The sequence below is a fragment of the Streptomyces sp. NPDC055966 genome, assembly GCF_042269865.1.
Taxonomy (GTDB): domain Bacteria; phylum Actinomycetota; class Actinomycetes; order Streptomycetales; family Streptomycetaceae; genus Streptomyces.
Genome location: NZ_JBHJYK010000011.1, coordinates 74,714 through 97,569 on the forward strand (window position 1 = coordinate 74,714; position 22,856 = coordinate 97,569).

General features: G+C 68.7%; 17 protein-coding genes and 5 pseudogenes. 4 read left to right on the forward strand and 18 right to left on the reverse strand.

The window, feature by feature from the left end; translation table 11 throughout:
* The first annotated feature begins 6 nt into the window (after window positions 1-6).
* Window positions 7-1,824 carry an ABC transporter ATP-binding protein gene (locus tag ACFC8N_RS23765; protein WP_376289545.1) on the forward strand — a complete coding sequence of 606 codons (1,818 nt, stop codon included), beginning with the start codon at window positions 7-9 and terminating at the stop codon, window positions 1,822-1,824.
* Window positions 1,825-1,847: 23 nt separating this feature from the next.
* Here the strand turns inward: ACFC8N_RS23765 and ACFC8N_RS23770 are convergent, their stop codons facing one another.
* From ACFC8N_RS23770 to ACFC8N_RS23780, 3 genes are all read right to left on the reverse strand, one after another.
* Window positions 1,848-2,615, reverse strand: coding sequence for a zf-HC2 domain-containing protein (locus ACFC8N_RS23770; protein WP_356024773.1), 768 nt, complete (start codon window positions 2,613-2,615; stop codon window positions 1,848-1,850).
* The gene (locus ACFC8N_RS23775; RefSeq protein ID WP_356024775.1) at window positions 2,605-3,192 is read right to left on the reverse strand and encodes a sigma-70 family RNA polymerase sigma factor; all 588 of its coding nucleotides are present in this window, start codon (window positions 3,190-3,192) and stop codon (window positions 2,605-2,607) included. Before ACFC8N_RS23775 ends, ACFC8N_RS23770 begins: the two co-directional genes overlap by 11 nt.
* A gap of 341 nt (window positions 3,193-3,533) precedes the next feature.
* On the reverse strand, window positions 3,534-4,427 hold the full coding sequence (locus ACFC8N_RS23780; protein WP_376289548.1) for a LysR family transcriptional regulator: 894 nt from the start codon (window positions 4,425-4,427) through the stop codon (window positions 3,534-3,536).
* 82 nt (window positions 4,428-4,509) lie between these two features.
* On the opposite strand from ACFC8N_RS23780, the gene ACFC8N_RS23785 reads away from it, so the two are divergent.
* Together ACFC8N_RS23785 and ACFC8N_RS23790 are read left to right on the forward strand one after the other, a co-directional pair.
* Window positions 4,510-5,415: a DMT family transporter gene (locus ACFC8N_RS23785; RefSeq protein WP_376289550.1), complete on the forward strand. Its 906-nt coding sequence runs from the start codon at window positions 4,510-4,512 to the stop codon at window positions 5,413-5,415.
* 53 nt (window positions 5,416-5,468) lie between these two features.
* Complete coding sequence (locus ACFC8N_RS23790; protein WP_376289552.1) at window positions 5,469-5,621, forward strand: hypothetical protein; 153 nt, start codon at window positions 5,469-5,471, stop codon at window positions 5,619-5,621.
* Here the strand turns inward: ACFC8N_RS23790 and ACFC8N_RS23795 are convergent.
* The 5 genes and pseudogenes from ACFC8N_RS23795 to ACFC8N_RS23815 form a co-directional block, all read right to left on the reverse strand.
* A pseudogene (locus ACFC8N_RS23795) lies at window positions 5,616-6,379 on the reverse strand (transposase). The gene ACFC8N_RS23790 and the pseudogene ACFC8N_RS23795 sit on opposite strands and share 6 nt — an antisense overlap.
* 94 nt (window positions 6,380-6,473) lie before the next feature.
* Window positions 6,474-7,364, reverse strand: coding sequence for a S41 family peptidase (locus tag ACFC8N_RS23800; protein WP_376289554.1), 891 nt, complete (start codon window positions 7,362-7,364; stop codon window positions 6,474-6,476).
* A 545-nt stretch (window positions 7,365-7,909) separates the two neighbouring features.
* Window positions 7,910-8,359, reverse strand: coding sequence for an NUDIX domain-containing protein (locus ACFC8N_RS23805; RefSeq protein ID WP_376289556.1), 450 nt, complete (start codon window positions 8,357-8,359; stop codon window positions 7,910-7,912).
* A 154-nt stretch (window positions 8,360-8,513) separates the two neighbouring features.
* Window positions 8,514-8,864: pseudogene (locus tag ACFC8N_RS23810) on the reverse strand (ATP-binding protein); the annotation flags it as partial.
* The gene (locus ACFC8N_RS23815; protein ID WP_376289558.1) at window positions 8,837-9,124 is read right to left on the reverse strand and encodes a Tn3 family transposase; all 288 of its coding nucleotides are present in this window, start codon (window positions 9,122-9,124) and stop codon (window positions 8,837-8,839) included. The gene ACFC8N_RS23815 and the pseudogene ACFC8N_RS23810, both read right to left, overlap by 28 nt.
* Window positions 9,125-9,361: 237 nt before the next feature.
* On the opposite strand from ACFC8N_RS23815, the gene ACFC8N_RS23820 reads away from it, so the two are divergent.
* On the forward strand, window positions 9,362-10,111 hold the full coding sequence (locus tag ACFC8N_RS23820; RefSeq protein WP_376289560.1) for an alpha/beta fold hydrolase: 750 nt from the start codon (window positions 9,362-9,364) through the stop codon (window positions 10,109-10,111).
* A 301-nt stretch (window positions 10,112-10,412) separates the two neighbouring features.
* On the opposite strand, the gene ACFC8N_RS23825 is transcribed toward ACFC8N_RS23820, so the two are convergent.
* The 10 genes and pseudogenes from ACFC8N_RS23825 to ACFC8N_RS23870 all read right to left on the reverse strand — a co-directional run.
* Complete coding sequence (locus tag ACFC8N_RS23825) at window positions 10,413-11,213, reverse strand: FkbM family methyltransferase (protein ID WP_376289562.1); 801 nt, start codon at window positions 11,211-11,213, stop codon at window positions 10,413-10,415.
* Window positions 11,214-12,036: 823 nt separating this feature from the next.
* The gene (locus tag ACFC8N_RS23830) at window positions 12,037-13,347 is read right to left on the reverse strand and encodes a ricin-type beta-trefoil lectin domain protein (RefSeq protein ID WP_376289824.1); all 1,311 of its coding nucleotides are present in this window, start codon (window positions 13,345-13,347) and stop codon (window positions 12,037-12,039) included.
* A gap of 75 nt (window positions 13,348-13,422) precedes the next feature.
* Window positions 13,423-15,405: an alpha-L-fucosidase gene (locus ACFC8N_RS23835; protein ID WP_376289564.1), complete on the reverse strand. Its 1,983-nt coding sequence runs from the start codon at window positions 15,403-15,405 to the stop codon at window positions 13,423-13,425.
* A gap of 52 nt (window positions 15,406-15,457) precedes the next feature.
* Window positions 15,458-15,748 (reverse strand): RICIN domain-containing protein, encoded by a 291-nt coding sequence (locus tag ACFC8N_RS23840; RefSeq protein ID WP_376289566.1) that lies wholly within the window; start codon window positions 15,746-15,748, stop codon window positions 15,458-15,460.
* Window positions 15,709-16,326 carry an arabinofuranosidase catalytic domain-containing protein gene (locus ACFC8N_RS23845; protein ID WP_376289827.1) on the reverse strand — a complete coding sequence of 206 codons (618 nt, stop codon included), beginning with the start codon at window positions 16,324-16,326 and terminating at the stop codon, window positions 15,709-15,711. Before ACFC8N_RS23845 ends, ACFC8N_RS23840 begins: the two co-directional genes overlap by 40 nt.
* Window positions 16,327-16,451: 125 nt before the next feature.
* On the reverse strand, window positions 16,452-18,101 hold the full coding sequence (locus ACFC8N_RS23850; protein WP_376289568.1) for an RICIN domain-containing protein: 1,650 nt from the start codon (window positions 18,099-18,101) through the stop codon (window positions 16,452-16,454).
* A gap of 282 nt (window positions 18,102-18,383) precedes the next feature.
* Window positions 18,384-19,850 (reverse strand): annotated as a pseudogene (locus tag ACFC8N_RS23855) (endo-1,4-beta-xylanase); the annotation flags it as partial.
* Window positions 19,851-19,927: 77 nt separating this feature from the next.
* On the reverse strand, window positions 19,928-21,064 hold the full coding sequence (locus tag ACFC8N_RS23860) for a ricin-type beta-trefoil lectin domain protein (RefSeq protein WP_376289570.1): 1,137 nt from the start codon (window positions 21,062-21,064) through the stop codon (window positions 19,928-19,930).
* 169 nt (window positions 21,065-21,233) lie between these two features.
* A pseudogene (locus ACFC8N_RS23865) lies at window positions 21,234-21,323 on the reverse strand (hypothetical protein); the annotation flags it as partial.
* 67 nt (window positions 21,324-21,390) lie between these two features.
* Window positions 21,391-22,788, reverse strand: a pseudogene (locus ACFC8N_RS23870) (RICIN domain-containing protein); the annotation flags it as partial.
* Between the last annotated feature and the right edge of the window lie 68 nt (window positions 22,789-22,856).

Here is a 22,856-nt window from a genome sequence, read left to right on the forward strand (position 1 = left end):
CATCACATGGTGCACATCCTGTGGCGTCCGTCGGCGGTGGGCGAGGCCGTCGACAGCGTTGTCGCGCCCGCGCCCGCCGTCTCGCCGCGCGCGGTGTTCCGGCGGTTCTGGCCCTACACACACGGCGGCCGCCGCTGGCTCGTCCCGGTTCTCTTCTTCAGCCTGGCCGGACCCGCTGTCGACGCCGCGGAGATCTGGCTCTTCAAGACCGTCGTGGACGGCGTGCTCGTCCCCCGGGACCTACGGCCGCTGCTGTGGATCGCGCCGCTCTATCTGGGGCTCGTCGTCGGCTCCGGGGTGCTGGCGTACGCGGACGAGGTCACGTCGACCTGGGTCGGCGAGCGCTTCCTGCTCACACTGCGCTCCGCGGTGTTCCGGCACGTCCAGGGGCTGTCGCTCGGCTTCTTCGAGCGCCGACGACTCGGGGACCTGCTGTCCCGCCTCACCGGGGACATCGACGCGGTCGAGACGTTCCTGCTGTCGGGGGTGGCGGACGTGCTGTACTACGTCGTACAACTGGTCTTCTTCCTGGGCCTGTTGTTCTATCTGCGCTGGGACCTGACCCTGCTCTCCCTCGCCATCGTGCCGCTGTTCTGGGCCGCCGCACGCCACTTCGCCCGACGGCTGAAGGTGGCTTCGCGGGAGCGCAGACGGCGCGGCGGCGCACTCGGCGCGGTCGCCGAGGAGGCGCTCGGCAACGTGGCCCTGGTGCAGGCGTACAACCGGCAGGAGTGGGAGCAGGCCCGGTTCGAGCGGGAGAACGCGGGCCGGTTCCGGGCGGCGATGGCCTCGGTGCGGATCCGGGCCGTCTACGGACCGGTCGTCGACATCATCGAGGTGACGGGGGGGCTCGCGGTCATGGGCCTGGGCACCTGGAAGGTGGCCCAGGGCCAGCTCACACTCGGCGGACTGCTCGTGTTCCTGGCGCTGATCGGAAAGCTCTACGGCCCGGTCCACGGCCTGTCAGCACTGGGTACCGCCTTCTCCACGGCCGCCGCCTCGGCCGAACGGATCATCGAGCTGCTGGACCAGCGCCCACAGGTCGTGGAGGTGCCGGGCGGGGCCCGACGGACCGGCCGCGCGCGGGGTGAGGTCGAGTTCGACGGCGTATGGTTCCGGTATCCGGGGACCTGCGCGTGGGCGCTGTCGGACGTGTCGTGCCACGTGGCCCCGGGCGAGACGCTGGCGCTGGTCGGGGCCAGCGGGGCCGGCAAGTCGACGCTCGCCGGCCTCCAGCTGCGCTTCTACGACCCGGACCGGGGAGCGGTCCGGCTCGACGGCGTCGATCTGCGGGAGCTGAGTCTGACCTACGTCCGGGAAAGCGTCGCCGTGGTACTCCAGGAGACGCTCGTCTTCCACGGCACCGTGCGGGAGAACATCGCCTACGGCCGGCCGGCGGCGAGCGAGTCGGACATCGTCGCGGCGGCACGGGCGGCCGACGCCCACGCGTTCATCGAGCGGCTCCCGCAGGGCTATGACACCCTGGTCGGCCAGCGGGGCCGGACCCTGTCCGGCGGACAGTGCCAGCGCCTGGCGATCGCCCGCGCCATGATGAGGGACTCGCCCGTGCTCCTGCTGGACGAGCCGACCACCGCGCTCGATGTGCGTTCCGGCCGGCGGATCATGGATCCGCTGCGCCGGCTCATGGCCGGGCGGACGACGATCGTCATCTCGCACAATCTGCTCACCGTCCGCGACGCCACGTGGATCGTGGTGCTCGACCACGGCCGGATCGTGGAACAGGGCGCCCACGGCGACCTGCTGCGCAGCGGGGGGACATACGCCCGGCTGCACCGGCTGAGCGCGGGAGCGCTGGTGTCCTGAGCGGCCTTGACGTGCCGTTCGGCTCAGGTGTCCGGCTCCACGACGTGACCCGTGCGCAGGTGGGCCGTGGCAAGGGCGGTACCGTCGAGCGTGGTCAGCCTGGCGCCCGAGAGGGTCGACAGGTCGCCGGGGGCAGCCACTCCCCACCCACCGCGTCCACCGGTCAGGGGGAAGTCGCCGACGCGCACGGTCGTGCCGTCGGAGTACTCAAGGACGCAGGTGACCCGGCCGGTGTACGAGGCGTGCGGGCCGGTGAGAGCGACGGATACGAAGACCCAGCCGGGGCTGCCCGGGTGGGCGTAGACCTCACCGACGGTGCCGCCGCCGCTCGCCGTGGAGACCATGTCCCCGACCAGCATGAGCTCGGACTCGGCGGCGGGACCGGACGAGGCGACGACGTTCTCGACGGCGGTGCCGATCCCCCAGCCGGCGAACCCGACGGCGACGGTGAGCGCGGCGGCGACGGCCGCGAGCCGCAGCCGGGCCCGCCTGGCGCGCCCGCGCAGATCCCGGGTCGCGCGGCCGAAGGCGCCCGCGGCAGGCTCGCTCGCCCCCGCCCGCTGGGCCAGCCTGCGCGCCACCCTGGTCTCGAAGCTGAGCGGTGGCTCGCGATCCGGGAGCAGGCCGATGAGCCGGTCGCCGACCAGAGTGAGCTGGCGGACGTACTCCCGGCAGTCCGCGCACCGGTCCAGATGGGCGAGCGCCTCGGCTCGCTCCCGGCCGGGCAGCACGCCCAGCGCCAGTTCGGCGCCGATCTCCCGCAGCCGCTCGCAGTGCGCGTCACTGGACATGGTCGCCTCCGTTGGCGGGCGCGAGCGTGGTGCGCAGTTTGGCCATGGCGGCCCTGATCCGCGTCTTCGCGGTACCCAGGGGGATCCGCTCCGCGTCGGCGATCTGCTGGGCGGTCATGCCGTAGATGCCCGCCATCACCAGGGCGCGGGCCTGTTCCCGGGGCAGCCGCGCGACGGCGGCCCGCAGCTGGACGGAGGTCTCGTCGGCCAGGGCCCAGCGCTCGGGGGTCTCGGTGACGGCGCCGATGAGGGCGTCGAGGTCCTCGGGTGCCATCGGCTCGGTCCGCCGGGCGCGGACGGCGTCGACGGCGAGGTTGTGCGCGATGCTCGTCAGCCAGGTGGCGACCGAGCCCCGGCGTGAGTCGTAGATCTGGGCGTGGCGCCATGCACGTTCGAACGTCGACTGGGCAATGTCCTCGGCCAGTTGCTCATCCCTGGTGACAGCCATGGCGACCCCGAAGACCCGGTGCTGGAACCTTCGTACGAAGACGACCGCGAGCTCCGGATCACCGGTGGCCAGCCCGGACAGCAGAGCCTCGTCCGAAAGGCGGCCCACGGGGAACCGGAAACCCGACACACCTCTGTATACGGTCGACGGCCGCCAGGGGATTGCCCGCCCACCTGCCCGCCCCTCGCGGAAGATCACATTCCCATTCTCCGCCGCTCGGTACGGCGCCGCATGCGGGCCCCGTGCCCGTTCCGGGACCCGGCCGACGAGCAGCAACCTGGAGCTGGTCCGATGACGAAGAACAAGAACGTGGAGGCCGGCGAAGCAACCACGGGCGGGCAACGTTGTCGGAAGCGCAGGGCCAGCAGTTGACGGGTCCCGGTCTGTCCGGCTGAACCGGCCGACGCGGACGATGACTTCGGTACGTCGGGCAGGCGTTCAGAATGCGGCGCCCGCTGCCTCAAGGCCCATCAGCCAGCCAGGGATGTGCCCGCGCACACCAGGCCTTCCAGCAGCTCGACAGCGCGCTGGGCGGCGGGGTGCCGCGCAATCGACTTCTTCACCGCGAGACTGAGATTCCGGACCGGAGTGGGGGACACCAGGGCGACCGTCGTCAGGCCCTCCGGCAGTTCGCCGATACCGAGCGCCGGCACCACAGTCAGCCCGATTCCCGTTGCCACGAAGGACATCGCAGTCCGGTAGTCGTGTGTTTCCACCACGAAACTCGGGGAGAACCCGGCTTGCGCGCAGGCGTTCAGGAGCACCTGGCGGCACGCCCCTGCGCGGAGGTCGTTGTCCACCCAATGCCGCTCGGCGAGATCCGCCAACGGCACCTCCGGCACCTCCGCGAGGGGGTCGTCGACGCGGACGACGGCGAGGTAGGGGTCCTCGGTGAGCCTGTGCACGTCGACGGACCCGAGGCGCTCGACACCCGTCTCCTCCACGAAGATGTCAACGTCCGGATCGCCCGGCGTGAACTCGGTCAGCATCAGGTCCAGCCGGAGGTCCGGGAACTCCGCACGCAGCGTGGCAACAGTCGGCGCCAGCCATGCCGCGCCGGCCGAGCCGAAGTAGCCGATCGAAAGGCTGCCGACCCGGCCGGCGCGCAGATCGCCGACCACCCGCTCGACCTGACTGAATGCCTCGAACAACGTGTCGGCCTCAGCAGCGAGGGTCCGGCCGGCCGCAGTGGGCTCGATACCGCGACCGGATCGTTCGAACAACTGCAGCCCGGTCTCCCGTTGCAGGGTGGCGAGCTGCTGGCTCACCGCGGACGGTGTGTAGCCGAGCGCGGAGGCGGTCGCGCGGATCGACCCCGTCGCGACGACCGCCCTCAGGACGCGGAGCCGTGGGATGTCCAACATGTTGTGAATGTACAGCCATGCTTAACGGATGTACAGAACTCGTCGCTTGTGCTGTACAGAAGGCGGAGATGACGATGGCTGGGTGACCGATCTGATTCAGACCGCCCCGCCCGCCGGCAGCACCAGCACAACAGACATGGGCAAGATCGCGGCCGCCGCCGGGCTCGCGGTAGTGACGTGGGCCTCGGCATTCGTCGCCATCCGCGGCGTTGGGCACGCGCTGTCCCCTGCGCCCCTGGCGCTGCTCCGGCTAGGCGTCGGGGCCGCCACGCTCACAGTGATCGCGGTGGCCAAGCGTGCGGTCCGCGTCCGCCTGTCCCGCAAGGCGCTCCTGCTGATCGCGGCGTACGCCGTGTTGTGGCTCGCCGGCTACACCGTTGCCCTCAACGCGGGGGAACGGCACGTCGATGCCGGGACTGCGGCATTGCTTGTGAACCTCGCGCCGCTGCTTGTCGCTGTCACTGCTGGGAGGTTTCTCGGTGAAGGCTTCTCACGATCTCTCATCGTCGGCTCGCTCGTCGCGCTGGGCGGAACCGCGATCATCGCGACCGGGGCCACCGCACAACGTGACTGGGCAGGCGTTCTGCTGTGCCTACTGGCCGCCGTGCTGTACGCCGCCGGCGTCATGATCCAGAAGGTCACGTTGCGCCACGTCGACGGGCTCACCGCGATTTGGCTCGGCTGTGTCGTCGCCGCTGCGGTCCTGCTGCCTTGGACGCCTCAGCTGGTCGGCGAGCTGCAGGTAGCGTCCACCGGAGCGGTGCTCGGCGCCGTCTACCTGGGCGTGTTTCCCACGGCCATCGGTTTCACCGCTTGGGCTTACGCGCTGCGCCGCATGAACGCCGGTCGGCTCTCCGCGGTGACCTACGCCGTTCCGGCTGTGTCAGTGCTGTTGTCGTGGCTGCTGCTCGCCGAGATCCCGACGGCATACGGGCTCCTCGGCGGCGTGCTCTGCCTGACCGGTATCGCCATCTCCCGTCGGCGGTGAGTCACCGCCGGTCACCACCGCAGGGGCCGCGAGTTGATGCCGGAGACGGAGTGATGCTCGCCACCAGCGTCTTCGAAGACCAGACCGGGGCCGGCGAATCGGTCAAGGAGGCGGCGGACTTCGTACGGGACAACCTCGCACCGCTCCTCCCCCAGCCCTCCTCAGGTCACAGCCGGGCAGCCACGCAGATAGGCGGCCGCTCATGATCGGCGTCGGAAGCGCACATCCCAGTGGTGGGTGATCCGCGCCCGGCGGATCAGGCTGCGAACGGTGATGACCGTATCGGCGGGGTCGGAGGAGGCTTCGATGACCGTGATCCGGCGTTCGTAACGGCGGGCGAGCCGGTGGAAGGCGTACTGCCAGGCGTGGGTGCGCTCGATGTGCCACCGCTGGGTCCCCTGGACCGGCGCCTTGGTCCCCTTGCGGGCGATCTGGCCGTGCAGTCTCCGATTGCCAAGCACCGTACGGGACTTGGTGGAGTCGTAGCCGGAGTCTTGCTGGTTGGCGCCGGCCAGGACCCGGCCGAGCGGGATGCCGTAGCCGTCGGTCATGTTCGAACGTTTCATACCCTGTTTGCCTCGGTCGACCGGGGATCGTCCGGCCGCTTCGCCGCCTGCGGGGGCCTTGGTGATGGCGCCGTCGATGGCGATCTGGTCCAGGACGAGACCGAGGACGCGGTTGTAGGCGTCGAGGGCGATCCGCTTCAAGCGCGCGGACAGGCCCAGGCGTATCCACTCGTCGCGTCGGTTGCGGAGGGTCGTGGCCGAGCAGGTGGAGTCTGCGATCGACTCGTACGAGCAGCCGAATCGCAGGACCTGGAGCAGCTTGTCGAGCACGACCGGTCACGGATACGGCGTCGGTGGCAGCCCAGCGCGTGGAGCGGTTCGAACTGCGGTCGCTGCGGCAGCAGGGCGGCGAATAGGTCCCAGAGCGGTTCGACCAGCCATGAAGGCAGCGCAGGCACAGTCTTCTCCCGTGATCGCAGAGGGTCGTAACTCCATGATCCCGGCACCTGCACCTGCCTCCGCGCCGCCTGTCTGTGAAGCGTCGGACGCTGCTCAGCCGATCCGCGTGCGCAGGTGCTCCAGCGCCGCTTTCAGCGCGTCCCCGGCCGCTACAGCCAGGTCGGGCTCGACACCGACGCCTTCCCAGTTGGTGCCGGTGACCGGGTTGATCGAGCGGGCGGCGGGAACGGTCACGGTGACGTGCGGGGCGACCGGAACACGGTCCGTGGGGTGGGCGCCACCGCGGGTGGTCTGGCCGATCAAGGTGGCGCGCCCCAACACCTTCAGGTTGTACGCCAGCTCCTCTCCGCCGGAGAAGGTGAGGTCGCTGGTCAGCACGGTGACCGGGCGGTCGAGGTAGCGCGGTGCGGCGAGGTGCCCGAGGGTCCAGTACTGACGGGTCAAGTCAGTGGCGCGCTCGTAGATGTCGCTCAGGTGCACCCCGTCGTCAGCGAAGAAGTAGCTGCACCACAACTGCACGCCTTCCGGTGAGCCGCCCCGACACTGCCGCAGGTCGATGACCAATGCCTCGCTGGTAGCGAGCAGTTGCATGGCAGCAGCGATTGCGGGACCACCCAGATCGGCGGGGGCGATCATGCGCAGGTCGAGGTAGCCGATGTTGTCGTCGAGCTGCTCCACCCGCCGGATGCCGTAGTTGCTCTCCCTTGCGTACTGCGCGAAACGGGCGCGAGCAACGTCCTCCGGCTCCTCGTCCATCGACTGCGGCTCCTCGGCCCACAACAACCGCAAATGCTTGTCCGGACAGACGTTCTGGAGGTCGACCGTGACTCGCTCGCAGAGCTCCTGCACGTCCAGGTCCCGATATGCGCCTTCGTCCAGCCGACGCCGGATCGCCGCGTCGATGGCAGCCGTCTTCTCGGGGAACACGTAACCGGCGGTGATCCGGGCCAGCGCGGCTTCGAGTATGTCGTGATGAGTCGTCATGCGCGCGATGGTAGGTCGAAGTCGAACGGGCGCCCAATGGATTTCACGGCCGCTTCTTGGCGATGCGACCACTCAGCACGGGACGCTGTCGACGACTCGGCGGATCCCGCCCGCCTCATCCACACCACCTGCCTGCACGACCTCTAAAATCTCAACGCCCTCGGGACCCTCAGCGCACCCGATCGCGGCCAGGCCAGTGGCACGGACCGCGGCTCGGGCCAGTTGCCTGCCCAGCGGCTCGAAGCCGCCGACACGGTATCCGCCTGGGACGGAGGTTCTCGGGGTTGCGCAGCGCGGGCCGGGCGGAACATCTCCCGGCCCGGCCCGCGCCACGACGAAGCAGCCGCCGCTCAGTGAGCGGCGTCAGATGGACGGTTGGGCCGTGGGCAAGTGATTCCTGTGGCGTCAACGGTCTGAACCGGCCCCACTTTCCGGCCTGAGATGGCCCTACGGGCAGCCGACTGGGAGAGCTGATCCGGTCTCGGATGGCCCCGAGTTCCGGTGTCAGTTGGCCCCAGTGGCCGGCGGACGGGCGTCAAGGGTCCTCACGGTGCCGTCGGGTTGGCAAGGATGGTGAGGTCCTCTCTGGTTGCAGCCGTCCGTTGCAGAAATGATGCGACAGCCTCGGGGAGCAACGGGAGGGTGTGCAGGGCTGCGGAGGTGTGGGGGATTTCGTCGAGCTGGTAGGTGCCGTGGTCAGGGTCGCCGATCTCCGGCCCGGTTCGGCTGCATTCCGACCAGCTGGTGATCCGGGCAAGGTAGACGTGGTCGCGTTGGTGGGTATCGTCGAAGGTCAGCAGACGGCCGAGGATATCCGGGGTGCCGCCAGTCTCTTCGCAGACCTCGCGGGTCAGTGCTGCGCGCAGGTCCAGGTCGTCGGGCTCGACGTGGCCGCCGGGCAGGGTCCAGTAGGGGATGCCGCCGGGCCAGGTGCGGCGGATCAGCAGCAGCCTGTCGGCGGGAGTGAGCAGGACCGCGCGGACGCACTCGATCATGTGGATCCCTCGGGCCGGGCCTGGGCGGGTTGGTGACCCGCATGGGGGGGCTCGCCAATTGTGCCGGAGTCCGGCGTTGTTGGAGGGGCTGTCGAGTCCTTGCCTGGCCGGGTTCGCCGGTATGACGGTGGAACTCCCGTGGCTGGGGGCACACCTACCTTCCCCGCTGCTCTTGAGTACGCACTCCGGCCTGCTGCTTGGCTTTGGTCTTGGCGAGGCGGTAGGACTCGGTGCCGGTCTCGATGATGGTGCCGTTGAAGGTGAGCCGGTCGACGATGGCCGCGTAGAGCCGGGGGTCGGTGAATGTCTTGGTCCAGCCTCCGAGGGATTCGTTCGAAGCGATGGCCACGCTGTTCTTTTCCTCCCGCTCGGTCAAAACCTGGAACAGCATCTCGGCTCCACGGCGGTCGAGTTCGAGGTAGCCCAGTTCGTCGATGCAGAGCAGGTCGTCCCGCCCGCAACGGGCGATGGTCTTGGTCAGCTGTTTCTCGTCGGCGGCTTCGACTGCCCTTGCGTATCAACGTGGATCGTGCCCGGCCGCACCTCGGAAGCGTTCTTCAGCAGGCCCTCCATGATGTAGAGGGCCTCCGGCAAAGCCGTAACGGTCCACCCATCGGCCTCATTCGTACCGGGTGATTCCCGCAGGCCCTGAGGTAGGGCTGGCACCCCCCAGCCTCGGGGGCATGCACCGTCGCGGCCAGCCACGTGCCGGATGAAGGCTAGGACCCGCAAGAAAGCCTTCGGCGGACCGAGGTGACCGACCATCGCCCCGAACGGCCCCTGCTCTCCTTGTCCTTCATGGAAGGAACTTCCGTGGCCAACCCCACTACACGCCTGCGGCGTCTGCGAAGCACCGCCGCCGCCCTGGCCGGCGTCACGCTCGCCGCCTGCGGACTCGCCGCCTGCGACGGCCCCGCCCGGGCAGCCTCACACCCCGCCGCAACAACGTCCCCGACTACCCCAGCCTCAGCCTCCACAACGGGCGCCCAGCCATCCCTCCACATGATCACCAACGGCGGGCATAAGCTGGCGTTCTATGTCACCCCCGGCCGCCTGCCGGCCGTCGTCCTCGACGCCGGAGGAGGACTCGACGCGTCGTACTGGAAGAAGGTGGCGCCCGTCATAGCGCAGCGGACAGGGTCCGAGGTCATCACCTACGACCGCTCAGGGGAAGGCAGGAGCAGCGACGTTCCGGGGCCGTGGAAGGCACAGAACGCCGCGTCCGACCTCGCGGCCGGGCTGACCCAACTGGGCGTCACCAAGAACGTGGTTCTGGTCTCCCACTCGCTCGCCGGAGAGATCGCCACGTACTTCGTCAACGAACACCCGCACTGGATCTCCGGCGCGGTACTGGTGGACGCGAGCCTGCCCGAGTTCTACACCGACAACGAGACGGCCAAGATCGTAGCGGCGAACCAGCAGCGGATCGCGGCGCTGAAAAACCAGCCACAGACCAGGGCGACGCGCCAACTCCTCGCCGAGGCCGAGAACTATGGCCCCGTGCACATCGCGTACCACAAACTCAGCTGGCCTCAGAGCGTTCCTGCCATCGCGATCGTCTCCTCCCAGACCCCTTTCACGACCTCGCCCGTCGACGCACAGCTGTGGAAGCAGGCCCAGCAGGAGTTCGTCAGCACCGCACCCGACCGCCACCTCGTCGTGGCACAGCACAGCTCACACGACATCCCCATTGACCGGCCGGATGTAGTCATCAACGCGATCGAGGACATGGTCAAGCGAGTGGGTTCCTGACCGGTGCTCAGGCTCGTGCCGGACCGGACCGACGAGTTGCCGTGGCAGCAGCACGTTCTCGTGCCACAGCACCAGCAGTTCGGCGTCCTTCGCCGTGTCCCGGCGCAGCAGGACCGAGGCACGGACAGCAACGCCCGGGCGGCCCCGTACGGCATCGCGACGATCACGGATGCAGCATCCCAGTCACCGCCCAGGCGTCTCGCACGCAGCCTCCCACCTGCACCAATGACTTTACGAGCCCCGCAGGGGGGATGACCGCCACCGGTCTGGAGTTCGCAATCGAGTGCCGGGCTGCGCGTGGTCAGGGCCTGACCGCGAACACCATGCCGATGTCGCCGGCCTGCTGCACCGGGTCCTGCTCGGTGCTGACAGTGAAGCCTTGCGTGAGGAAGACCTCGCGGACTGTGTCGCGGTTCTGCTGCCAGCGCTCCACCTCGACGACGGCCTGGCGGACCAACGGCCAATGCCGCTCCTCGATGCCTCTGAGTACATCGAGTTCGGCGCCTTCCACATCGACCTTCAGCAGGTCGATATGGTCAATGCCCTGCTCGTCGAGCACCGATGACAAGGGCCTGACCTTCACCCGGTGCGTCTCAAGCCGCCGCATCACCCGCAGCTTGCGGCTGACGAGAAGAGTGAGGACGGGAACGGGTACGCGGCGCAGGACCGGCCCCAGGCCGCCCCGGCGGATCATTTCGACAACGCTGGCGGTGACCCGCCGACGCTCTGCCTCGATGTTCCCCTGATCCCGCGAGGAGGACGAGAAGATCGTGGCGGCCGGAACGTAGCTGAAATCGAGCTCGTCGTCACGGGACGCCAGGCCGTAAGGGAGCACGGTCAGACGTCCGTTGAAGAATTCACGAGCATTGCGTTCGAGTATCGCATGCAGTGGCGGCACCGGCTCGAAGGCGTAGATCCGCACGTCCCCGTCCGACCGCTCATAGACGGCCGCTGAAAACACACCGATGTTGGCGCCCACGTCGAGTACCGTCGCGCCGGGCATGCACTCGACGCCGTGGGTGAAGTAGCCGCCCACCTCCTCGCGCAGGAAGGACGCCTCCCAACGATTGATAGTATGCAGTTCCATCACATTCATGGCCATGACAAGGTCATGTATCAGGGTTGGAGCCAACAATCCAGCCCGCACGCATCACTCCAGCCGCGCCTCTGAGTCGTTGGCGTGGAGATCCCACTCAGCACGCCGACGGCCGGGGGCTTTCCGTATCCCTCCATGCTCGGCGTCCCGCACGAGTTGGTCGAGCACCTCTCCTGGTCCTGCTGCTTCTCGCACACCTGCGGAAGAACGAGACGTTGACACATGTCGGTGCCGGATTCGGAGTCTGCGGAGCCACGGCGTGGTGGCACGTGCACGAGGCAACTCATATCCCGATAAAGTCACCCTGCGCTTGGTCTGCTCAAAGGGAGTTCCTTTGCGCGCACGTCTTGCTGCCTCAGCCGTGGCCATAGCCATCGTCGGCGTCTTCTCCGGCGCACCGGCCGCATCCGCGGCGACACTACCGTCCACCAACACAGCCCACCACTGCACCCATCACACCACCGGCGTCACACTCCCCGCCCTCGGGCACCCTCACGGGGCAGTATCGGCACATGCCGCGAGTTGCCCACATGATCACGGACGTGGCCCCCGCCTCGGCCGCCACGAACGATGCCCGGTCGAAGTCGATGCGAAAGTCGTCCCGGTCGAAGCCCAGCAGAGCGAATGCGCAGTCGCCCACCGACACGGCGTGTGCCGCTGCCGCCAGGCAGGCAGACAGACGGGCTGTTCCCACGACATTTTGATAGCCCGGATGCCGCGACGTTTCCCGTCAGCAGCGCGGGGGGGGGCTGCGCGGGTCCGTCCGGCTCGGCATTGGTCGGGGTCTGCGGGGCCAGGCGGGCGTGGTGCCCTGCCTGGCCCCGGCGTGTCAGTTCTCCAGGCGCCAGTGCTGGTTCGCACCGCCCGTGCAACTCCACAGCTGGACTTTCGTACCGTTCGCGGTCCCCTGGGCGTTGGCGTCCAGGCAGAGCCCCGACTGCGCTGCGGTGATCGTGCCGTCGGGATTGACGTTCCATTGCTGGTCCGACTGCCCGGTGCAGTCCCAGATCGCCGCGGGGGTGCCGTTGCCCGCGGACTGGCCGACGCCCAGGCACTTGTTGCCGTAGCCCATCAGCTGCTTCGCGGCGGCGTAGGTCCACCGTTGGTTGGAGCCGCCGTTGCAGTCCCACAGTTGTGCCTGCGTGCCGTTGGCCGTCGTGGAGTTGTTGATGTCGAGGCAGCGCCCCGACTGCCGGCCGACGATCTCCTGGTTGCCGGAGGGCGGCGGCTGGTTCGAGCCGAACTGTGTGAAGAACTGCCACACGGCTGCCGACGTCCAGGTGCGCCAGCCGTCACCGGTGGATCCGTCGATCGGACCGGGGTCGTGGCCCGCTCCGTCGAACGCGGCCCAGACCACGGGGTATCCGGACTTGCATCCTGAGTAGCTGGTGATGATGTGCGTCAGGCTTCCGTACGCCGGCTCGGGCGGGTTCTGCGCGGTGCAGCCGTTCGCCCGGACGAAAGTGTTGCGCAGTTCCCGTCCCGACGAGATGGGCAGCACGTTGTCCCTGATGCCGTGCAGACCCACGTAGGCGATGGGCTGATTGCCGCCGTTGCACCCACTGAGGTTCGCGCCGGAGTACACCGCGACAGCGCGGAAGACCGTCGCCCGGGTGCAGGCGAGGGCGTAGGACATCGCACCGCCGTAGCTGAAGCCGGCGGAGAACAACTGCGTGGTGTCGACGCACAGACCTGCTTCGATCTGGCTGACCATGGCGTCGACGAAGGCGACGTCCTGGCCGCCGGGGTTGGCCCAGCCGTTGCCGTTGCCCTGGGGGGCGACGAAGATCGTGCCGTTGTTCGCGTTGTCCGCCAGGCGCCGCAGGCCGTAGTAGGACCAGTTGTACCCGTCCGTTCCGCCTGAGTCGACATCGTTGGCGGTCCCGCCCCGCCAGTGGAAACCGAAGATCAGCCGATAGGGATGGTTGATGTCGTAGCCGGCGGGGACCCGCAGGATGTAACTGCGTGTCTGGCCGCCGCTCTGGATCGTGTGGGTGCCGCTTGTCAGCGTTGGAGCCCTGCCACAGCCGGCGGTCGCCCCGGCCGCGCCGGTGATGGCCGGCACGGGCGCGCCGAGGCCGCTGCTGGACGAGGTGCCCGCAGCTGACAGGACGAGAAGTATCGCGGCCGCGATGGACATCAAGAGCGGTTTGCGTTTCATGCACTCCTTCTTCCCTGGTTGAGGAATGGGGACGGAGCGTCTGTCGCCGGGGGGTCACACACCGGTGATCGTCCACTCGTTGTTGGTGCTGGAGTTCGGAGTCCACATCACCGCCGTCGAGCCCGCCGCGGTGCTGCCGCTGCCGTCGAGCGCGGTGCCGGTGGCCCGGTTGACGATCCGGTAGCGGTTGCCGCCGAGGCTGCTCAGCGACCACTGCTGGTTGGTGCCGCCGTTCCAGGCCGCCTGCCGGGCGGGGGCGCCGTTGGCGGAGTTGCCCCAGCTGTCGGCGGCCATGCCGTTGGTGCGGTTCATGATGCGGTAGTAGCCGTTGCCGAGGTCGATCAGCTGCCATTGCAGGTTGGCGCTGCCGTCGTAGTTCCACTGCTTGAGGGTGGAGCCGGAGGCGACGCCGCCTCCGCTGTCGAGCACCAGTCCACTGGTCACGTTGGCGATCTTCACCCAGGTCGTGGAGCCGCCCGGTGCGCCCAGGACGGGAATCTCACCGGAGAAGGTCAGCTTGACCGTGTATGCCAGGGCGTCGAACGGCGGGTTCGGCGAGGGCATGGCCAGGTGCAGGCCGGTGGCGTCCTGGGTCGGTGCGGGCAGATCGACGTAGGTGCCGGCGGCGTTGTCGAGCAGTCGGACGCCGGTCAGGCTGCTGAGGTTGATCTGGTTCGAGCTCAGCGTGGTGACGGTCATGGTGCCGCCCTGCCAGCCCAGCGCGGTGACGTAGAGGACCTTGTTGTCCTGGCTTCGGGTGAACCGGATGTCCTGCGGCTTGCCGGCCACCGGTCCGCTGAACGCGCCTCCCCCCATCTTGGTGGGGCCCTCGCCGTAACTCGTCCAGGAACGGGTGCCGTAAACCGCCTCTCCGAAGCGGCCGAGCCAGTCGCCCATGCCGAGCAGGATGGACTGCTGTCCGGAAGGGATGGTGCCGTCGGCCATCGGGGCGATGTTCAGCAGCATGGTGCCGCCCTTGCTGACCCGGTCGATCAGTGAGTGGAGCAGTGCCTGGGTGGAGTAGTAGCCGATGCCCACCGTGTAGCACCAGCTGGAGGAGGAGATGCTGTCGTCGGTCAGCCAGTAGGGGGTGAGCAGTCCTGCCGGGCCGCCGCGCTCGAAGTCGAAGACCTCGCCCTTGTTGTCGAATCCGTCCTTGTAGGTGGCGACGACGTCCTTGTTCCAGGAGACGGCCCGGTTGTAGTAGTCCGCGAGGAACTGGAGTCGGTCCGATTCCTGCACCAGGTTGAGGTCGAAGTCCTGCCAGATCAGGTCCGGTTGGTAGCCGTCGACGACCTCGACCAGCTTGTCGTACCAGAGCTGGTTCTCGGCGGCCGGGCCCTGCTGGCCGAAGAGGACGCGCAGTGTCGGGTCCGACTGGTTCGGCACGTGGTCGTAGTAGCCGTTGAAGTGGTAGGCGTGGTGGAGGGAAGCCATGAACTTCAGCCCCTGCCCGCGGATGGCCTGCGCATGCAGCCCCACGAGGTCGAGCATGGGACCGCGCCGAGCGGAGTTCCACGGGTTGGAACGGCTGTTCCACATGGAGAAGCCGTCGTGGTGCTCGGCGACCGGGCCGGCGAACCTCGCGCCCGCGGCCTTGAACAGCTGCGCCCAGGCGTTCGGGTCCCAGTTGCCGCCCCGGGATGCGAGCTTGGGCGCGAACTGCACGTGGTTGCCGGCCTTGTCGCGGGCTCCGTCGATGAAGTTGTTGTACGGCCATACCGAGGGGTCGCCGTAGGTGGCGATGTGGTGCTGGTTCTCGGCCGAGCCGCTGATGTACATGTTGCGCGGATACCACTCGTTGCCGAACGCGGGGACGCTGAAGACGCCCCAGTGGTAGTAGATGCCGAACTTGGCGTCCTGGAACCAGGCCGGGGCGGGAGGGTGCTGGTCCACGGAGGACCAGCTCGCGGTGTAGTTCGCCGGGCCGTCGGTCGCGGCGGCCGCGGGAGCGAACCGCAGCATGCCGAAGGCCGTGGCCGCGCCGGTCGCCGCCAGCAGCCGGCGCCGGCTGATCGGGAGGGAGGAGAAAGTCATGCGGAGCCTCTCAGCGTCGTCCACGGGGTGGGTAATCTCGGCCGTCACCGGATCAGTTGCGCGTCCACTTCTGGTTGCTGCCGCCGCAGCAGGTCCACAGCTCCACAGGGGTGCCGTTGGCCGTTCCCGCGCCAGTGGCGTCCAGGCACAGACCGGACTGGGTGTTGGTGACGGTGCCGTTGGCGTTGAGCGTCCACTGCTGGTTGGGCTGGCCGCTGCAGGTCCAGGTGACGACCTTGGTGCCGGGGCTGGCGCCCTGTCCTGAGGCGTCCAGACACAGGCGGCTGCCGCCGGAGGAGACGGTCAGCTCGTGGGAGGCGCTCTGCCGTAGTCGAAGCAGCACCACTGGCTGGTGTAGTTCGACGACGTCAGCATGTAGATGCCCACGGGCTGGGCGCCGGTGGCCACTGCGCTCGCGTGGTCGAGCCGGTAGCCGACGCCGGGGGTGACCTTGAGGCCGAAGACATGGTGGCCGGCCGCGGTCACCGGCAGGGCCATGGCGTCCGCTCCGACGTCGGATCCGCCCGGTCCGGGGCCCTTCCAGCAGCCGCCCCAGGAGATGGGCAGGTCGTTGTGCCTGGCGGTCTGGTCGTAGATCTTCGTGATCGTGCACGGCGTGCCCGCGCCGAACGACACCTGGGACGAGGCGCCGGCGTATCCGCCCGCGCCGAGCACTCCGATGTCGCGGTAACCGTGGTCGGAGGCACGCTGGATCTGGTAGAGCGGCCCGTTGTACGACGCGAAGAGCGCCCTGGTCGTGGAGTGCGCCGTCGCGCACGGCGTACAACCCGCGGCATGGATGTCACAGGGCAGCGACGCGCCGACTGCGAAGGCGTAGACCTGCGCCGTTCGGACCGCAGAGGGCGTGCTGGTTCGCGAGGAAGTGGCGAACGTCGGGGTGCCCGACACGGCCAGGGCCATCAGGAGCACGGCCGGGTTTCGCCTTCGTCGGCGAGCGCTTGCTGCTCCGGGTGAGGAGACCTGTGCTGTGGCGGTGTCGCCGCGCGGCGGTCCCGAATCTGCCGGTGGCCGAGGGGAGGTGTGAGTCATCCCAGCGTCCACCGCTGGTTGCTGCCGCCGTTGCAGGTCCACAGCTGGGCGGGGGTTCCGTCAGCCGTGGCCCCTCCGGTGACGTCCAGGCACAGGCCGGACTGGACTCCGGTGATCGTGCCGTTGGCGTTGAGCGACCACTGCTGGTTGGGTTGGCCGTTGCACGGCCAGATCTCCACCTTCGTCCCCGGGGTGGTCTGGTTGTCGTAGGCGTCCAGGCACATCTGGCCGCTGCCGGAGTAGACGGTGAGCTGCTCGGAGGCGGTATGCGTCCAGGTCTGGTTCGCGCCGCCGTTGCAGCTCCAGATCTCCGCCTGGGTACCCGCGGTCGTAGTGGAGTTCGGTACGTCCAGGCACTTGCCCGCACCCACCGCGTGCAGCTCACCGGTCGCACTGGTGCCGCCGCCGCTCGTGCCGCCCGCGACCCGGTACAGCACCGTGCCGTGCGCCGGTACCGAGGCGCTGATCGTGCCGGAGGTGGTCGAGGACGCGCCCGACCACAGGTCGGTCAGGGTGTAGGTGGACGCCCCGGTCTTCCCGATCGCGGCCGCGGTGGTGGTGATGGTCGCCGTCGAGTCCGTCTCGTTGAACAGCGCCACCGACACGTCCCCGCCCGCCAGCGGCTTGGCCAGCACGTCCAGGCCGCCCGAGGACGCCACCATGGTCCCTTGTCTGCCGAGGGGGTCCTGGTCGACCGCGATCACCCGGGAGTTGGTCAGCGTGGACAAGGTGTCCGCACTGGCCGAGGCTATGTTGGTGCCCGCGATCAGCGGCGCGGCCATCTCCGCCCACAGACTGAACTCGCTGTGACTCTCGGTCGCCGTCAGCGAGCCGTTGCCGACCTCCAGCATGTCCGGGTCGTTCCAGTGCCCGGGGCCCGCGTAGGAGGCCAGTCCCACGTTGCTGTGGAAGATCGACAGCATGCTGGAGTACGTGGGGGTGATGTCCCCGGTGGTGCGCCAGCTGTTGCCCACGCCCGCGCCCCAGGTCCACACGTTCTCCTGGCCCCAGTTGCACAGGCTGAACAGGATCGGCCGGCCGGTGGCCGCCAGGGCGTCCCGCATCGCGGTGTACCGGGTCTGCGCCGGTGCACCGGTGTTGTTGCAGTTGTCGTACTTCAGGTAGTCCACGCCCCACGACGCGAACGACTGCGCGTCCGTGGTCTCGTGCCCCAGGCTGCCCGGGTATCCCGCGCAGGTCGCGGTGCCCGCGTCCTCGTAGATCCCGAGCTTCAGCCCCAGCGAGTGCACGTAGTCCGCGGTGCCCTTGATGCCGTCGGGGAACTTGGCCGGGTCCGGCACCAGGTGGCCGCCGGAGTCGCGGCTGTGGGTCAGCCAGCAGTCGTCGATGTTGACGTACGAGTATCCCGCCGCCTGCATGCCGTTGGTGTGCATCGCCTGAGCGGTGGACTTGATCAGCGACTCGGAGACGTTGCAGCCGTACGCGTTCCAGTCGTTGAAGCCCATCTGCGGGGTCGCCGCGAGCCCGTTGCCGAGCGCTGCGGCGGGATGCGCCGCACCGAGCGAGAGCAGGGGGGCGGCCACCATGAGCAGCGCGGCCGAGAAGGTGAGTGCCAGGATTCTACGCAGGGACAGCAGTGAAGGCAGCGGCCGAAGGCGCCTGGCTGTCCTAGTGGTCGTTGGCATAAGTCATCTGCTCCTGGGACGAGTTGGGAACTGACGGGCAATCAGTGAAAGGCAGCGGCAGTGACGTCGGCCTGGAGGTGCCGGCGCTCAGGTTGGCGCCGCCAGGCTTGCAGGGGCCGCGGCCGCTGCCCAGGACGACGGCTTCCTGAGGGGCTCCGAACGGCGTCGAGCGCTCCCGTCGGCGCGCCCGAGAGCTTGTGCAGGGAAGACTCGCGAAACCCGCGTCCGGATACGGCCGCCGTACCGGGCGCGGGCGTTCGTTCCCAGGGCGCGACTACGTCACCTGAGGCTCCAGTGCTGGTTGGCGCCGCCGTTGGAGTCCCAGACCTGGACGGGGCTCCCGTTGGCGCCCTGCCCGCTCGCGACTTCCAGCGCCCGGCCGGAAGCGACGTTGGTCAGCGTGTACGAACCGTCGCCGTTCCGGCTCGCCCGCCAGTGCTGGTTCGCGCCGCCGTTGGCGTCCCAGATCTCCATCCGCGTGCCGTTGCCCGTCTGACCGCCCGGCTCGTCCAGGGCCCGCCCGCTGCCGACGTTCGTCAGCGTGTACGAACCATCACTGTTCTGGCTCGCCCGCCACTGCTGGTTCGCACCGCCGTTGGGGTCCCAGGCCTGCAGGGACGTACCGTTCGCCGTTTCCCCGCCCGGCACGTCCAGCACCCGCCCCGTGGCGACGTCGGTCAGCGAGTACACCGTTCCCGAGACGATGCCACCCGAGCTTCCCGTAGCACCGCCCAGCGCGGACAGGACGGCGTCGTAGGCGGGCTTCTTGTTCCCGTGCGCATCGAACAGCAGCGGGTTCTCCCCCGTCCGCCACGAGTCGCTGTCCCTGATCCCCCACACCGTCATGCCGGTACAGCGGGCGACGTTCGTGCACGCCTTGACGGTGTTCGCGTACGCCGTGGGCGACGCCTGCGCGATGTCCAGCTCGGTGATCTGTACGTCGACGCCGAGCGAGGCGAAGTTCGACAACGTGGTCTGGAAGCCGGCGGGCGGTCCGCCGACGCCGAAGTGCGACTGGAAGCCGACGCAGTCGATGGGCACTCCGCGCGCCTTGAAGTCGCGCACCATGCTGTAGACACCCTGGGTCTTGGCGTCCGACCAGTTCTCGATGTTGTAGTCGTTGTAGCAGAGCTTGGCCGCCGGGTCGGCCGCCCGTGCGGTGCGGAAGGCCTCTTCGATGAAACCGTTGCCCAGCACGTTCTGGAAGACCGAACTGCGGTGCTGGCCACTGCCGCCGTCGGCGAAGGCTTCGTTGACCACGTCCCAGGCGTAGATCTTGCCCTTGTAGTGGGTCATCTCGGTGGTGATGTGGTTGTCCATCACGCTCCGCAGGGTGTTCGCGTCGGTGATGGAGCTGACCCAGCCGGGCAATTGGGAGTGCCAGACCAGCGTGTGGCCCCGCATCCGCTGACCGTGCGCGGTGGCGTGGTTGACGATCTGGTCGGCCGGGCCGAAGTTGAAGTTGCCACGGGACGGTTCGGTGGTGTCCCACTTCATCTCGTTCTCCGGGGTGATCATGTTGAACTCCCGGTCGAGAATCGTGGAGTATGTCGAGTCGCCGAGCTTTCCGGCAGTGACGGCCGTGCCGAAATAGCGGCCGCTGCCGGCCGCTGCCGCACCCAGCGTGCCGGAAGCCGCGTGGGCGGCGGGGGCCGCCGTCCCGGCCAGGGCCAGTACCGTGGCGGCTGTCAAACCGGTGGCCGAGGCCAGGACTTTACCCAGACGGGGTCCTTCGTTGAACCAGGACATGAAGGATCATTCTCCTCGTGTGTGGGGGGGAGACGGCGATCACGAGACGGGCATCTTGTGGAGTCGGTTCACGAGGTTCAGGAGACCGGCAGAGCGGTCCACTGCTGGTTGGCACTGCCGTTGCAGTCCCACAGAATCAGTTGCGTACCGTCGGTGGCAGACGCACCGGGGTCGTCGAGGCAGCGGCCGGAAACGGGGTTGCGGTAACCGCCGTTGTACGCCTGCCATTGCTGGTTGGTGCCGCCGTTGCAGTCCCAGATCTCGATCTTGGTGCCATTGGCGGTACCACCGCCCGTGGCGTCGAGGCACTTCCCGAGCGCCCGCAAGGTGCTGTCCGAGCGCGCGGACCACCACTGCGCGTCAGCGCCGTTGCAGGACCAGATCTGTGCGGCGGTCCCGTTGGCGCTGTTGCCGCCGTTGACGTCCAGGCACTTCCCCGCGACCCCGGAGTGCACCGGCCCGCCCACGGAGACCGGCGGCTTGATCCAGCCTGCCGCGTCCGCGGCCTGGACCGCGGCGTTGAAGGCGTCCGCCATCTTGTTGTAGCCGTTGTCGTTGGGGTGCAGGGGGTCGGACAGGTCCGCGGTCGTCAGAGCGCTCATGTCCACCAGGCGCACATGCTTGCCGGCAGCCTGCTCAGCCTGGACGATGCCGGGCAGCTTGGCGTTGAACGCGGGGCGGGTAGCCTCCTCGGTGCTGTTGGTGGAGACGATCAGGGTGCCGACGAGGACGGTCGCGTCAGGGGCGTCAGCCGTGATCTGGTCGATGAGCGCATGGAGCCGTTCGGCGGCGGGCTCGGCCTGGGAGCCGCCGTTCAGATCATTGGTGCCGATCTCCAGGGTGATCACGTTGGGCCGGTACCGGGCCAGCACGGAGTCCGCGATGCCGGCTATCTGGTCGATATGCCAGCCGGAGTGGCCTTCGTTGTCCGGGTCGGACATCGTGCCGTTGCGTCCCGACCCCACGAAGTCCAGGGCATGCCCCTCGGCCGCCAACCGGTTCCACAGGAAGCCCCGGTAGCCGTTCCCGGACGGGCTGCCGACGCCCCATGTGATCGAGTCGCCCAACGGCATCAGCCGCAACGGGTCGGGCGCGGCGGCCCGCTCGGCGGACGGCGGCGCACCGGTTTCGGTGGCAGCCGCGGCGGGCAGTGCGGCGCCCACGCCGAGCGCGGCCGTCAGCGCTGCGGCCAGAGCTACCGAGCACTTCTTCATGTGCGTTCCTCACGAGTGGGGGAAATAGCGGGGGGGTTGAACAAGCTGCCCCTTGCTGCAGCCAGCGGGGAGTGACGTTCTGGTTGGTCCCGGCGGCGTCCTTGCAGGGCCACTGGCCGAGCTGCCGGCCGGGGTCGTGGCCGCCGCCGTGGACGTGCAGACACAGGCCGCTGCCCTGGTTCCGGAAGGCGTACGAGCCGTCGGACTGCTGTAGCGGCAGCCACAGACTGTTGGCCGCTCCGCCCGGAGCCTGCTGCACGATGTCGGGGGGCGCCGGCAGCCGTGGAGCTGCCCGACACGGCAACCACCTGCCCGGAGTTCCGCACCGGCAACTGCCCGTAACCTCCCGCGGCCGGCACGAACGGGAACTGCTGGTTGCTCTGCCCGTTGCAGGTCCACTGGTCGATCGCGGCGCCCGCGCTGCCGGAGTCGCCGTGCACGTCCAGGCACAGGCTGTCGCCACCGATCACCAACTGGTGGTAACCGGTCGGGAAGCCGTCACCGCCCGACGGCTGGACGCCTGCCAGCTCGATCACCTGCCTGGCGCCCTGCGGCCAGTTGGTACCGCCGACCCGGACGTTGCCGGTGAGCACGTTGTCGTGTGGGGGCCTGGTGGCGTACCAGTTACCCAAGAAGGTGCTGTCGTCAGTGTGGTTGTTGTCGTACATGTAGTTGTCGGAGATCACCGAGCCGGGGCTCGCGGACAGGTTGTAGATGCTGCCGTCGTCGAACATCGCGTTCTTGGTGTCGTAGATCAGGTTGTGCGAGACGGTGTTGTTCTTCAGCGTCGTGGGAGTGCTGTAGACGGGCTGATAGGTGTACGTGCCCCGGTTGACGTACTCGCGGCTGCCGCCCGGGGCGTTGACGCCCCAGCCCCAGCCGATGTCGATCCCGTCGTAGGCCAGGTGGTCGCACTGGTTGTGGGTGATCGTCGCGTTGGTGACACAGGTGGACAGGATGGCCGGGGTCTCCTTGTAGTCGTCACCCACCCCGCTGACCTTGTTGTTGCTGATGGTGATGTTCTGGTTGGTCATCTGTGGGTTGCCGGGGTGGTGCGCGTCCGGCTGGATCCCGCCGACCTGGATGCCGCTGCCGGCCTGAGCCCAGTGGTTACGGGTGGCCTCGAAACGTGTGCATCCGGACTTGCAAGTGCTCAGCCAGTTGGCGGGCATCGCGTTGGTACCGGTGATGTGCGCGCCGCTCTGCTGGTCCGCGTAGCCGTCGGGTCCGCTCGGGCCGAGCCAGGAGGTTTCCGTGAAGCGGATGCCGGTGTTCACGCCGGTGCCGACATGGACCGACCAGATATCCCTGCTCCGATCATGCACCTGCCAACCCACTACCTGTTGGGCGCCTGACACGACCGGCTGTCGGCCGGGCGCGGCCTGGTAGGTGATGGAATGGCCGTTCTGGCCGCCGTCGCCGGAGCCGGAGGTCGGTGGCTTGGACGGCCGGTACGTGCCACCGGCCAGGTGGACGACGACGTTCGAATCAGCCGAGAGCCGGTGCGCGGGCTGCTGCGCCTGGTCGACGGAGGCGAACGGCTGCTCGGCCGTGCCCTTCCCGCCGGGGGACGCATCGGGCGCCACGTACAGGTCGGCAGCCGCCGCTCGGCGCCCCACCGGACCCCCGTACCCGACCCCGGCCGCGGCGGGACTGCCGGCCGGTAGGGCGAGCACAGCCGCGGGGGCGGCCCACAGGCCACGGAGCGCTCTGGCTCTGGACATGCTTCATCCTCCGGTGCCGGCGGGTGTTGTCCCGTGGTGTCGAGGCCTGCTGGCGAGCGGTTCGTGAC